The organism is Neobacillus sp. S1115 (genome assembly GCF_055385565.1).
On sequence record NZ_AP038275.1, the window covers coordinates 723626 to 736333 of the forward strand.

14 protein-coding genes and 1 pseudogene are annotated in these 12708 nt (G+C 37.4%); 8 read left to right on the forward strand and 7 right to left on the reverse strand.

Features of this window, described 5'->3' with window-relative positions; translation table 11 throughout:
* Window positions 1-378: 378 nt before the first annotated feature.
* From ACZ5B7_RS03465 to ACZ5B7_RS03475, 3 genes are all read right to left on the reverse strand, one after another.
* Window positions 379-639 carry a hypothetical protein gene (locus ACZ5B7_RS03465; protein WP_464492654.1) on the reverse strand — a complete coding sequence of 87 codons (261 nt, stop codon included), beginning with the start codon at window positions 637-639 and terminating at the stop codon, window positions 379-381.
* 69 nt (window positions 640-708) lie between these two features.
* Window positions 709-984, reverse strand: a complete 276-nt coding sequence (locus ACZ5B7_RS03470; RefSeq protein ID WP_464492655.1) for a hypothetical protein — start codon at window positions 982-984, stop codon at window positions 709-711.
* 272 nt (window positions 985-1256) lie between these two features.
* Window positions 1257-1847 carry a molybdopterin-dependent oxidoreductase gene (locus tag ACZ5B7_RS03475; protein ID WP_464494428.1) on the reverse strand — a complete coding sequence of 197 codons (591 nt, stop codon included), beginning with the start codon at window positions 1845-1847 and terminating at the stop codon, window positions 1257-1259.
* A 252-nt stretch (window positions 1848-2099) separates the two neighbouring features.
* Between ACZ5B7_RS03475 and ACZ5B7_RS03480 the strand changes: the two are divergent.
* The 4 genes and pseudogenes from ACZ5B7_RS03480 to ACZ5B7_RS03495 all read left to right on the forward strand — a co-directional run.
* Window positions 2100-2291: pseudogene (locus ACZ5B7_RS03480) on the forward strand (TRM11 family SAM-dependent methyltransferase); the annotation flags it as partial.
* 398 nt (window positions 2292-2689) lie between these two features.
* Complete coding sequence (locus ACZ5B7_RS03485) at window positions 2690-3940, forward strand: C40 family peptidase (protein WP_464492656.1); 1251 nt, start codon at window positions 2690-2692, stop codon at window positions 3938-3940.
* A 663-nt stretch (window positions 3941-4603) separates the two neighbouring features.
* The gene (locus tag ACZ5B7_RS03490; protein WP_464492657.1) at window positions 4604-4972 is read left to right on the forward strand and encodes an SET domain-containing protein; all 369 of its coding nucleotides are present in this window, start codon (window positions 4604-4606) and stop codon (window positions 4970-4972) included.
* Window positions 4973-5411: 439 nt separating this feature from the next.
* Complete coding sequence (locus ACZ5B7_RS03495) at window positions 5412-5729, forward strand: DUF378 domain-containing protein (RefSeq protein ID WP_464492658.1); 318 nt, start codon at window positions 5412-5414, stop codon at window positions 5727-5729.
* 191 nt (window positions 5730-5920) lie between these two features.
* On the opposite strand, the gene rluF is transcribed toward ACZ5B7_RS03495, so the two are convergent.
* From rluF to ACZ5B7_RS03515, 4 genes are all read right to left on the reverse strand, one after another.
* Window positions 5921-6697, reverse strand: coding sequence for a 23S rRNA pseudouridine(2604) synthase RluF (gene rluF, locus ACZ5B7_RS03500; protein ID WP_464492659.1), 777 nt, complete (start codon window positions 6695-6697; stop codon window positions 5921-5923).
* Window positions 6698-7300: 603 nt separating this feature from the next.
* The gene (locus tag ACZ5B7_RS03505) at window positions 7301-8251 is read right to left on the reverse strand and encodes an IS3 family transposase (RefSeq protein WP_464494429.1); all 951 of its coding nucleotides are present in this window, start codon (window positions 8249-8251) and stop codon (window positions 7301-7303) included.
* A complete protein-coding gene (locus ACZ5B7_RS03510; protein ID WP_213140605.1) occupies window positions 8188-8481 on the reverse strand; it encodes a transposase in 294 nt (97 codons plus the stop codon). The genes ACZ5B7_RS03505 and ACZ5B7_RS03510 overlap by 64 nt, the downstream gene beginning before the upstream one ends.
* A 160-nt stretch (window positions 8482-8641) precedes the next feature.
* On the reverse strand, window positions 8642-9121 hold the full coding sequence (locus tag ACZ5B7_RS03515; RefSeq protein WP_464492660.1) for a PAS domain-containing protein: 480 nt from the start codon (window positions 9119-9121) through the stop codon (window positions 8642-8644).
* A gap of 406 nt (window positions 9122-9527) precedes the next feature.
* On the opposite strand from ACZ5B7_RS03515, the gene ACZ5B7_RS03520 reads away from it, so the two are divergent.
* The 4 genes from ACZ5B7_RS03520 (at window position 9528) to ACZ5B7_RS03535 (ending at window position 12615) form a co-directional block, all read left to right on the forward strand.
* On the forward strand, window positions 9528-9884 hold the full coding sequence (locus ACZ5B7_RS03520) for a nucleotide excision repair endonuclease (RefSeq protein ID WP_464492661.1): 357 nt from the start codon (window positions 9528-9530) through the stop codon (window positions 9882-9884).
* Window positions 9885-9967: 83 nt separating this feature from the next.
* Complete coding sequence (locus ACZ5B7_RS03525; RefSeq protein WP_464492662.1) at window positions 9968-10924, forward strand: TRM11 family SAM-dependent methyltransferase; 957 nt, start codon at window positions 9968-9970, stop codon at window positions 10922-10924.
* Window positions 10925-11151: 227 nt separating this feature from the next.
* On the forward strand, window positions 11152-11898 hold the full coding sequence (locus ACZ5B7_RS03530; RefSeq protein ID WP_464492663.1) for a DUF4253 domain-containing protein: 747 nt from the start codon (window positions 11152-11154) through the stop codon (window positions 11896-11898).
* Window positions 11899-12198: 300 nt separating this feature from the next.
* Window positions 12199-12615 (forward strand): DUF1259 domain-containing protein, encoded by a 417-nt coding sequence (locus ACZ5B7_RS03535; RefSeq protein WP_464492664.1) that lies wholly within the window; start codon window positions 12199-12201, stop codon window positions 12613-12615.
* Window positions 12616-12708: the final 93 nt, after the last annotated feature.

The window sequence follows — 12708 nt, forward strand, 5'->3', positions numbered from 1 at the left end:
ACACCCTACCTCCTTTTTGCAGTTTATTTTCACATTCAATCTAGACCCCTACAAGATTGAATGCTTGTTTTAGAGGGTAATAGAATGTGTTTTTTTGAGCAAATTTTTATTTTAGAAAAAGTAAATATATCCGATTTCGCAGACTGCGTTTGTCTGCAACAATAATATTATATACACAATCAGTTTACATAATCAAGTGTAAAGGGGGAAAATGACTTAATAAGTCCTTTAAAAATAAGGGTTTTACCTCAAGTTAATACGTTAGACTCATACGTTATTATGAATAAAAATGCAATGGTCATAAAGCCTCGATTTTTGGTGCCTATTTTGTGCTCCGTTAAGAAGGTATTGTCACAAAGTCTGAAATGTGGATATATATCATCCATCATAAACTTCTCTTTTTTTCTCTTCTTCCTCGAAGATTTCGTCAGTAACTTTTTCTATTTGAATATTGTTAGGGCGGAGTAAATTTATGGTTTCGTGCTCTTCATCAAACTGCTGAACAATACCTACCATGGTTGGATATTTTTGAATATGCTCTTCATAACATGATTGAAAGTCCTCGCCCACAACGTAGATTTCCTTTTTATGGACACCCATTTCATTAACGTCTATATATGAAATAATAAATTCTTTCATAATTTCCTCCTTAAAAAACAAATTTTTTATTAGGGAAAATTTAGATATATAAACACTTAGGGAAGCCTATTATTCATTTATATCTAATCCAGATAAATTTAAAGAAAGTTCATCTAATACTAAAAATACACAACCAAAAACGGTTCTGTAATCGATAAAATTCCCTTTAACTTCAACATTTATCTCAATAATATTCCTTTTATTATGTATGTAATTTTCTTCAAATTGATTAAAATTAATACTTGTAATAGATACACTAATTTCCTCTAAGGATTTTTTTAGCTCTCTTTCAAATATTGAATTATTAAAGTTTTCGCTAAAGAAAATACGAATAGTAAATTTCATTTTCAAATCCTCCGTCTAATTATGATTTGCCAAAATCCCCCATACTCAACCTTCTTTCGAAAACTTGTGTATCTTTTCCCATTTAATTTATTCAACTAAACTGTACCGTTAGCAAATAAAAAAAGCGATCCTCTAGGTATCGCATATTTTACATTATTGCACTTCCATTTACCTGCCCCGTTAAAAAAATAGCCTTTCTTTTTTATTGGAAGCAAAGTATCAAAAATTTAAGTACTTCTTACCCTCCTTATTGCTACCTAGACGTATCTGTGTTAACGGTACCGCTCTTCTTTAAATGGATTTGCTGTCATCGAATAGCCAAGCTCTTCCCAAAAACCAGCCTCGTCTACTTTCATAAACTTAATCCCTGAAACCCACTTTGAACCTTTCCATAGATAAAATACTTCTGGTGGAATAAACCTTAGTGGATAACCATGTTTTGAATCAATATCTTGCCAATCATGATTTTTATCCTTCCAACGGTATACAAACAAAGAATCGTCCCCTAATAAAGGTTCTAGCGGCAGGTTTGCAGAATAACCAAATCTGTCCCCATTGTAGTAACCGTAAATTTTAATGTATTTTACACCTTCATTAATTTCAACAAATTTCAAAAACTCTCTAAGTGCAATTCCTTCAAAAGTTGTATCAAACTTAGACCAGGTGGTAACACAATGCATGTTAACGCTTGATATGGTCTTTGGAAGCTCCATGATTTCCTTATAGGATAAGAACTTTTCTTCCTTTACCTCACCAAAAAGTCTGAAATTCCATGTGATTTCATTAAACTCGGGAACATCCCCTGTATGCAGTATTGGCCATTTTTCTGTTTCGAATTGGCCAGGTGGAAGCGGCTTTTTCATCATACACCATCCCTTTTTCATCTAAAACGTTAATTAAATCACTGTGCTTAGTATAGTATGCTTCAAAATAATGAAAGCAAATCGTAGTCAAATCCATTAATTGGGGTTTACCTAAAACTTGGAACCATTATATTCCCATAAATTTCCTATTTGGCTATAGGAGCGCTAGCACAATAAGAAAACGGGATTGCCGTAGCTATCCCATCTAAACTTAAGTACCAGTTCGTTTAATCCTTCACAAATTAAACTAAACCAGTTCCAAGTGGAATAAAGGCCATTGACCCTTGCTGTGGAATTGGGACCGTACTGGTAGAGGCCTTATCTATGGGGATGGATATAGTTGGGAGCGATAGAAATCCTCTTATTCTTGGTGGAGCTAGAGAGAATATCGCACATTTTGGGCTTTCTGGAGAAGTGAAATTGACAGATATCCGCAATATCACAAATCAGATGATTTCAAGATGTCATGTTTATCAGAAGAATGAGAAGGTTAAATTTGGTAAAAATTAGAGCATTCCAGACTGATCATCCCTTCCTAGGAATAACAAGCTGACTTTGATGAAAACGGTTGTTGTCACACTTTGTCATATAATTAAATATTACAAAATGATTACGAGTATATTACACAAATCGAGGTGTAAACATAGAATTCCCTTGATTTCATTATTCTTCCTGCATAGTTATTAATATACTATTTGTAATAAAAAGTATAGATTCTACCAATTCTGTATTCATATTAGTAGATTAGCAACCAACTGCCACTTTTGGTGGATGTTTTTTTGTTGGTCATTTCATTATTATGTCTTATTGGAGCAAAATAATGAAAGGTAGGAAGTAAAACAGTGAAGAAAAATCTTGTAACAGCAGCTGCAACAGCTGGGCTCGTCCTTACTGCTTTTGGAGCCACAGCAAGTGCACAAGAACCCGCATATACGGTTCGTCCTGGTGACAGCCTTTGGAAAATTGCCAATTCCAATCATGTATCTATTAACCAATTAAAAGAATGGAATTCCCTTTCAAGTGATACCATCTATGTCAATCAGAAACTATCACTTACATACACTGTCAAACGAGGAGATAGTCTTTGGAAAATTGCTAAGGACAATGGTACAACTATAGATGAACTAAAACGGTTGAATGGCATGACATCAAGTTTTATTCGAATTGGACAGACATTAAAAATTGTAGCAACAAATTCAAATGCTTCTTCTTATAAAGTTCAAAAAGGAGATTCTCTATCAGTCATCGGATCCCGTTTTAATCTATCAGTGTCCCAGCTTAAAGCAATAAACCAGTTATCCTCTGACACGATTTATGCTGGACAGACGTTAAAGGTTAGTGGTGTGGAAAATCCTGCCATTGTGACGAAATCAGAATCAGTCACAACTGGAAATATAGCAGCAGCTTCAAGTGCTGAATCAACACCGAGCACTCAAGCCACTTCTAATGCAGGATCATCACAAAGCGTAGAGACAACATCAAGGGTACTAGCAACTGGTACTACAGAGGAAGCTTCTAATACAATAGCGGCAGATAATTCTGCAGTAACTTCTGGTGCAACAACCGGACAAGCACCGGCAGCATCCGGTGCACAGGCAACGACAGAAAAAGCACCGGTAACATCTAGTTCAACAGCAACAACTGGAAACTCAACAACGGATTCAAATCAAGCAGCACCAGTTCAAAAGCCAGCACCTTCTACTGAAGCAGCTCAAAAACCTGCAACTTCATCAGCTTCTCTCGTTCAGGGAGTGATAGAAGAGGCTAAGAAATATCTTGGTTCGCCGTATAAATGGGGAGGAAACACTCCAGCAGGTTTCGATTGCAGTGGCTTTACTGTATATGTGTTCAATAAAGTCGGCATCTCATTGCCACGGACTGCTGCAACACAATGGGATGCAACAACACCAGTGGCTTCGCCAAGCGTAGGAGATCTTGTTTTCTTTCAAACCTATAAACTCGGACCATCCCATGTTGGCATCTATTTAGGAAACAACAAATTTATCAGCGCAGCCTCAACAGGTGTAACAATCTCAGATATGACATCTACCTATTGGAAGACTAGATATCTCGGTGCAAAAACTCCTTACTAAACTTTAATAGTAATATGATTTTAATAATGTAGACAGTATGAAAAGATGGTAACTTAGCTGTTTTTCACACTGTCTTTTTTTGTTAATCAGTGGCAGTCATTAATTATGAGAGACTCATAACCGCTAATCATAGGTGAAAGAGAGCATATTAAGGTTAAGAGAGGTTCATAACCGTTAAGTCTTGACGCGGTTTTAACTAAAGAACGAAATATCTCTGATTAATGAATCAGAGATATTTCTGTTGTATCAAGTGAAATTGACCGGCCTAGCGGCCAGGGGAAAAAGGGGAGAATTCTGAGTGGACCACTACCGTGGGATTTGAGGGCATTAGGCATAGGCATCGCCGCAAGCTGCTTCCCTTTTTTTGATTTTCCTTTTACTAAGTTGGTGTCGCCTATCGGCTCTTTGGAGGAGGAGAGGGGTGTTCCCCTCACCCTTAATGAAATTTTTCTAGGCTGTCCAAATGGGCAGCTTTTTTTTATTTTCAGGAGGTGTGTCATTGCAGTCGATTTATTTCGCTCAGCAGTTTATAAGTAACCTAGAAGGAAGGAGTTGTATCGTTTCTAGGCAGCACTGTCCAGAGGGAATACTTATCACATAGGAACGTGCTGGCATAAATTAATAAAATAATATTCATTTATTAAAAAATGGCGGTGAGAGAAAATGATTGAAGTAAAGAAATCAAAATATGGCAGAGGGATATTTGCAACCCGTGACATTCATAATGGTGAACTGATACATGAAGCTCCAGTTATTGTATCTCCTGGTAAAGATTACAAATATTTGACAAAGACGATAATGAGGGACTATGTGTTCTGGTGGGACCAAGATAATGATGAAGTTGCACTTGCGTTAGGATATGGTTCTTTATTTAACCACTCCTATAGTCCTAATGCCATATATGGACTCAACTTTGCAAATAGAACAATTGACTTTTATGCACATATCGACATAAAAGCTGGAGAAGAAATTCTAATAAACTATAATGGAGAACCTGATGACGATGAGTCCTTATGGTTTGACGTCATCTGAACCTCTAGGCATGACAAAGTCTTATGATAAAAAATAACGTCTGCAACAACGCGGAATATGGAACGGCGGATACCGACTTTTATTTGAGGAATGAAATAAGCGGTTCGGACGGAATCTATACCATCACCTATAAAGCATTCGACAACGCAGGAAATTCGACAGTTACATTATCAACTATAATGGTAAAAAAGAAATAGAAGAGCAGTTCCGGGTTAAATAAACAAGTTTGATTTACGACGGTAGAGGTTGAAGGGAGAAGTGTTACAGCACTTCTCTCTTTATTTTTCATCCATTACATTCGGGTAGTGACAGGCATGTATGAAACCCACCTTTAATAAAAATAATAATTTTACAAATAATGTACTTAAGGTGTAGACATTTCACCGAGGAGTATTAATTTGTGTGAATAAAATGATCAAGCTGGAAAGGGGGTGTAATCATGAATACCCTGCGAAGAATTGCCTTAGCATTGACCATCATTGGGGCTATAAATTGGGGATTAATTGGTTTCTTTCAATTTGATTTGGTTGCAGCAATATTTGGCGGACAAGACTCTTTCCTATCAAGAGTTATTTACAGTCTAGTTGGTCTAAGCGGGTTAGTTTGTTTAACTCTCTTGTTTAAGCGATGGGAAGCGACGGATGCCAACAGAGAAGTGAACCGGAGTAACTATAGTGGACAACCAAATTATGGAACTGAATTTGGTGAGGAAACGGACGTACCTGATCTTAGAAGAACTGCCAGGGAAAAGGAATAAAAAAGAAAATGAAGAAAGCCATGGACGCATGACTTTCTTCATTTTCTTTTTGACCGGATTTCCTCAACTAAAAGGCTGTTAGCAAAAGGTTTTACAACGTGATGGCGAGGAGCATCAGCTGGTAGCATGGATAGAGAATTCTAGCTTATTACAGCCGTCGGCACCATTCGGGTGGTGACAGGCAATTTTTTTTACCATTCTTTTGGCTCATAATGAAGTTCGTTAAATAATTGAGTACGTTCTTTCTTGGATAAATCTCTCCACTGGCCAATAGGAAGGTTCCCTAAATGGATATTCATGATTCGTATTCGTTGCAGTCGACAAACCTGGTATCCCAAGGCAGAACACATACGGCGAATCTGCCGGTTTAACCCCTGTGTCAAAATGATTTTAAAAACATATTTAGAAAGCTGTTCTACTTTACATGGCAGCGTTTTTGTATCCAGTATTTCTACGCCTCCTGCCATTCTTTTTAAAAACTCTGGAGTGATGGGCTTGTCTACTGTCACGATATATTCCTTTTCATGCTTATGTTCAGCCCGCAGAATTTCATTGACAATATCTCCGTCATTAGTCAGGAGGATCAGGCCCTCTGAATCCTTATCCAGTCTTCCAATATGAAATATTCTTAATGGATGGTTGACTAAATCAATAATATTTCCTTTAATATGTCGTTCTGTCGTACTAGTAATGCCAACAGGTTTATTTAGGGCGATATAAACGTAATTTTTAGCCACTTTGACCGGATTTCCACCAATCCGAACATCATCGCCTGGTTCGACTTGGCTTCCTAATGTGGCAACTTTTCCGTTAATGGTCACTTTTCCTTCACTAATCAATTTATCTGCACCGCGTCTAGATGTTTTTCCAGACTCGGAAATATATTTATTTAATCGCAGGTTAGACACATCCTTAAAGGGAGATTCTGCTTTAAGAATACCCAACCAATCCCGTATTTTCAAGCACATATTAAATCTCATTTAGAAGAAAAGCGGGGAACCGTATCATAAGTAAATGAGGTTTTTAGTTCTAGCCTCTTCCTAAGGTTGGGAGAGGCTAGAACATACTATGGGATTTGAGGAAGGATACCAGACCTTTATGAATGGTCGCTTGCAGGCAAGAACTTGAGAACGGTTGATGCTTATAAGAAGGTGACTGAAGGAGCAGGGGGGGCTTTAGTTTACCATTTCCGATAGATCAGATAAATAGACGGAAAAAATCCGCTTATTTTCCAAATAACTTTAAAAATAGCATAAATAGACGGAGAAATTCCGCCTATTGACTCGAAAAATGCGAAAATAGGAGATTTTGATTTCAATAGACGGAAAATCTCCCCTTATTTTGCCCAAAACGAGCCCCATTCTGCATTTAGTCGGAAAAAATCCGCTTATTTTCCTTTCACTGGTTGCTTAATTAAGTTATTTAATTGGAATTGGTCTTCTGTCAAGAAAGTGGACAGTAAAATTTAAGACTTTTAGAAACCAAACCACTACCGCACTTCGTTTGGTACGGTATTAGAAATGATCAGTCGAAAAGCATGACTGCTCATTTCCTAACACCAAATGGCTATATTATGAGGTATATGCAACTTCATCTTGCCGGTGGTTTCTCTCGAATTGATTCGGTGAATTGTGCCCTAAAGTAGAGTGTTTTCGTTTTTCATTATAAAAACTATTTAAATAATGATTAATGGCTTTTACGGCTTCAGCCCTGGTCTTAAAGCGTCTTCTGTAGATCAAGTCTTTCTTGATTGTGGCATGAAAAGACTCAATACATGCATTGTCGTAAGGATCGCCCTTTCTGCTCATACTGATATGCATGTTTTTCCCTTTCAGGATGTCGATATAATCATTTGAACAATACTGGGACCCACGGTCCGAATGATGGATTAACCCTTCACTAGGCTGCCTTGTAACAATCGCCATATTTAATGCTTGTATGGATAGCTCCTTTTTCATATGTGAAGCCATACTCCAGCCTACGATTTTTCTTGAGAATAGATCCATAACGGATGATAAATAAACCCAGCCTTCAAGCGTCCAAATGTACGTAATGTCAGTTACCCATGCTCGGTTGGGCTTTTCAACATTAAATTGGCGATTAAGCAGGTTAGGATAAATGTGTAAATCATGATTTGAATTAGTAGTAATGACAAACTTTTCTTTTGGTGTGGCTGTTAAACCCATCTCTTTCATCATACGTGCAACCGTCTTTTGAGAAATGGTATAACCCCACTCCACCAAGTCGGCATGGACCCTGGGGCTCCCATACGTACCATAGCTCTCGTGAAATGATTTACTTATTTTTTGCTTGATTTCTTTACGGTAGGCATCTTTCTCAGATTGAGGTTTATTCTGGATCCTTAGCCATTTATAATAGCCACTTGATGATACTTTAAGAACTTTGCACATCTTCGCCACAGCGTGCTCATCAGAGTGGGCTTGAATGAACGTATAAATTACGCTTGGTTTTTCGTGAAGATGTGCATGGCCTTTTTTAGAATTTCGTTTTCCTCTTTCAATTTTTGTATCTCTTTCTCGTGTTGCTTTTTCAGTTTTTCAAGTTCTGTGGGTGTAAGATAGTTTTCTCCAGCTTTCCCAGCACTTGTTTTAGTCCTGTAAGCTGCCACCCATCGACTAACAGTTTTAGGGGAGATCTCGAGTTCAAAAGCTACCTGGGAGGCTTTTTTCCCCTCCTCAACGATTAACTTTGCAACATATTCTTTATACTCTTGAGAATGATGTTTACCCATGTGAACACGTCCTTTTAAATGATGATTGTATTATAATCTAAATCTCATTTTTACGTGTCCACTTTTTAGACTAACCTCAGAATGGAGATGAAAACCACCATGATGATTAAAAAAAAACACATTGAATTCCCCAATTCAATGTGTTTTTCAGGCTTCTCTTTTATTGTTTAGGCTTAACAGCTATAAATTCGTCAATCGTTTCAGGGGTATTTTTGCCTTCTTTTCCTTGGAAAATGTCGATATTAACGGTCACATCCATACAGCCAAGGTATTTTCCATGTTCATCACGTACAGCCATGAATTTTTGGTAAATTTGGCCGGTTTCACCCGTGCGTTTTGGGAACCAAAATTCCCATTCATCGCGTGTGCCCGAACGGAAATCATTCAACAATTTTTCAACGTGGTGAGCCACTTTTGGGTGAAGCTCAAGTACAGGGCGACCAATCGCTTCTTTACGGCGACCATGCACGCGGTTTGGATTATTTGAATACCAACGGAAAATATCGTTGGCATCGCAAAAGCCCATTTCAAATGGCAAAAGGTTGATGATTGAATCCAAAGTGCTTGCTTTAATCGCACCAGTTTCAAAGTTAATCACAGCTTCAGGACTAATTAATTCAGACAATTTTTCTTTAGACATATAAAAACCTCCTATATATAATCTCCGATTATGAGAAGAATAAAATAGTACAAATATTAGTGAGAAAAAAATCGGCCTCTTCTGGGTAATGATTTCCTAACTTCATTAATAATGATAGCATTAATAATGAATGCCAATTGTGATGTATCTCACAAAAGATGTTTTTTGATAATAATTGTGAATGAGGGACTGAAAGGACCATCACCAAATTAAAGTGCGATCCTATTCGTATGTTCAAAGGACAGTTATTATTGTTCAAAAATAATGTTAGCGTATAGTTTGCGAATTTTTGTAAAGATATACTGCTGGTTAAGCAGATGAGGTGCACCTTACCATAAGTAAATGAGGTAATTTAATTCCTGTTATGATAACATCTTAAGAGATATTAAACGAGGAAGTGAATGTATTGATAAATATAACTATTCCAAAACCAAGTGTGACCATTACCAAACAGAATAATCCTGAGTTAAGTAATATTTATGGGTTTACTGATTTTCATCTTATCCCTAGAGATAAGGGTGGTATTTTTATGTTCTATAACAATAAACAAGAACTATTATTCGTAGGTAAAGCAAGGAAGTTGAGACCTAGGATTAAAAAGCATTTTGAGGATACGGTATCCCCAATCAAAATGCATAGAGATGAAGTCACTAAAATTGAAGTTTGTGTGATTGAAGACCCTGTCCATAGAGAAATATACGAAACGTATATTACTAATGAACTCAAGTCGAAGTACAATATAGACAAGGTGTTTTTTAGATAAAATTTTATCAAGAGAGGCGGTAGGTGCAATTAAATAAGCATACCTATTGCCTTTTATTATTTAAGAGATTGAGGATGGAACTAGTGGATTGTAAACACGAAAAACTAACGACCTATATATATACTTACGCCTGCTATGAGGATGAACGTCCCTTGTGTGCTTTGGAAATGCGCTCCTTATTTGGGGAGGAGTCACAAACAAACATCTTGGAAAGCCATGTGAAAATGGATCCAAGTCGGAGTCCGTTTATCAAGGAACGACTTGCTGTCATTTATGAGGGGCAAAGTCTTCAACAGCTCATCGAACAAGTAGCAGCCCTGCAAGTAACTGGGGAAACGTTTAAAGTGTATTATGTAAAAAATGGCGGGCAGGCAAAAGATGTAGAGAATGGCATGGAATACCGCCGGGCAATTGAGAAGGAAATCGGATTACATATTAATGGTGAGGCTGATCTTCATCATCCGAAGAGATTATTTGGCGTTATGAATATAAACGGAAGATGGGTATTCGGGGATTATATGAAAAGTGAGTCTGTTTGGTTTCGCCATCAACAGAAACCGCATAGTTATTCCACTGCGCTTAACACACGTGTGGCAAGAGCGATTGTGAATATTGCCATTCCAGACCCAAGCGGAATCAAGGCCATTGACCCTTGCTGTGGGATTGGGACCGTACTAGTAGAGGCCTTATCTATGGGGATTAATATAGTTGGGAGCGATAGAAATCCTCTTATTCTTGGTGGAGCTAGAGAGAATATCGCACATTTTGGGCTTTCTGGAGAAGTGAAATTGGCAGATATCCGAAATGTCACAAATCAATATGATGTAGCGATTATCGATTTACCCTACAATTTGTGTTCTGTCATATCGCCTGAAGAGCAACTCGAAATACTTCAAAGTGCACGCAGGATTGCTAAGAAAGTCGTAGTCGTTACGGTTGAATTCATCGATGAAATCCTCATAAATGCGGGATTTTCCATTAGTGACCGCGCTGTTGTTAAAAAGGGATCATTTACTCGTGAAGTAATTGTCTGTAAATAAGTCTTTAATAATTTATAAAAAAACCTCCTTTAGATCAATCACGGTGAAACGTTTCATAAGTAAAGTGAAATGGGTAAAAGTTAATCAAGAAGTTTTTGATATTAGAGTTTTTTTATACGGATAGGGAGCTTTTGTTGTTTTACCAAGCGGGGTTCTAAGAGGAAAAATATAAATTTAATTGAATTTATAAATATGACCAACAACATTACCTGTAGGAGATGAAGAACGTGGGTATATTTGATAAATTCAAGAAAAAGGAAAAGAAAGATTATATAAAAGAAATAATTGCTATATTGGATTGTGACTGCATGATTATTGAGGAGAAAAATGTTAAAGGTGTCATGAACAGGTATCATCAAGCTCTCATGGAAGGCAAAAAAGAAGGATATACACCACTTATCATAATCCCTTCGGAAATGATGTTAGAAGTCATTGAAGCCGAGTCGGATAAAGAATACTTAAACGATAATCGGGAATCAATTTTAGCTAAAGCGAAGGATATTGATGTAAAGGAATTGTTAAAGAGCCTGCTTGACGAGGTCATGCCTATGGAAGAGGATGAAGACTACGATATCACTGGCGAGTTTGCGATAGAGAAACGGACAAATCATTTTCTATCAATTGAAGAAGCAGTTAATGAAAAAATCATTCTCGCAAAGATTCCAACGGATAAACCTTGGGAAGTAGCTGCTTGGGTTCCAATGGGCGGGTTTAATGAATGCCCAATGCCAGAAGAGCAAGTTGCAGTGTTCAAATATTGGTATGAAAAGTATGGAGCTACTCCCGCTTTAGTAACACCAGATGTATGGGAATTATATATTGTGAATCCTCCAAAGACTCAAGAAGAATCAGAATTACTCGCTTGGGAACAATTTGGATTTTGTGGTGATATAGTTTGGCAAGGTGTAGGGACAGTAAATTCACTCGCAGGAACACTTATTAATTCTTCTTATTGGTATTTTTGGTGGGATTAAAAAGTAACTAGTAGCTACTAGACACAATTCGAAAAATTATATTTTGGGTTTGTTTCATCGAATACAGTTTATGTTGATTAATACGTTCTCCCTCGACAACTTGAGAATAGATCGTACGGTTTAAAATTGCTTCGTTAGTAGTTGCAGCACAGCCTAAAAGCTGAGCTTTTAGACGAGAACTACTTATCCGCCTTCCCCTTTAAGGGCTCGCCAATCGGCGAGTTTTCTTAATATATTTTTCATTCGTGAATATAATCTAAATAGGCTTATTTTCGGAGAACGCGAAAAGGGGGCTAATGAATGAGTAACTTGAAGCAGTTGGGAGACCAATTTGCCCAAATATTAAATGGAAAAGCTAAAATGGAGAAAAATGGCTGTTCGGTTAGCTTAAAGCGCAGTTTTAATGTTCATGTCCAAGGGCGGCCAAGTCATTCTGTAATACCAGTAGGAATTTCATTTGAGTCATTGGATGTAAATGGCAATGCACTAAACCTTGGGGAGATCACATTACTTGAGCAGGAAATCCCAAACTTCACAAGATCTGTTGTGGGGCAAGGCTTAATTGTGAGTGCCTTGCATAATCACTGGATATTTGCCCAACCAAATCTGATGTATCTTCATATTCAATCGGTAGAACCGCCTCTCTCGTTCGCGAGAAAAGTAGCAAACGCATTTACAACATTCACAAGCCTCCCCATACAGGAAAAAAGTGAATAAATACAACTGTAAAAAACACAAATGTACAGTGCACCATTAAATGTGCCTGTCACTACCCGCTATTTACGCTGATGAAAGAATAATTCACTGTAA

Coding starts and splice junctions, on each gene's coding strand:
- ACZ5B7_RS03495 (WP_464492658.1), top strand. CDS start 5,412: ATGAATACCCTGCGAAGAATTGCCTTAGCATTGACCATCATTGGGGCT.
- ACZ5B7_RS03515 (WP_464492660.1), bottom strand. CDS start 9,121: ATGTCTAAAGAAAAATTGTCTGAATTAATTAGTCCTGAAGCTGTGATT.
- ACZ5B7_RS03510 (WP_213140605.1), bottom strand. CDS start 8,481: ATGGGTAAACATCATTCTCAAGAGTATAAAGAATATGTTGCAAAGTTA.
- rluF (WP_464492659.1), bottom strand. CDS start 6,697: ATGTGCTTGAAAATACGGGATTGGTTGGGTATTCTTAAAGCAGAATCT.
- ACZ5B7_RS03470 (WP_464492655.1), bottom strand. CDS start 984: ATGAAATTTACTATTCGTATTTTCTTTAGCGAAAACTTTAATAATTCA.
- ACZ5B7_RS03465 (WP_464492654.1), bottom strand. CDS start 639: ATGAAAGAATTTATTATTTCATATATAGACGTTAATGAAATGGGTGTC.
- ACZ5B7_RS03535 (WP_464492664.1), top strand. CDS start 12,199: ATGAGTAACTTGAAGCAGTTGGGAGACCAATTTGCCCAAATATTAAAT.
- ACZ5B7_RS03475 (WP_464494428.1), bottom strand. CDS start 1,847: ATGAAAAAGCCGCTTCCACCTGGCCAATTCGAAACAGAAAAATGGCCA.
- ACZ5B7_RS03490 (WP_464492657.1), top strand. CDS start 4,604: ATGATTGAAGTAAAGAAATCAAAATATGGCAGAGGGATATTTGCAACC.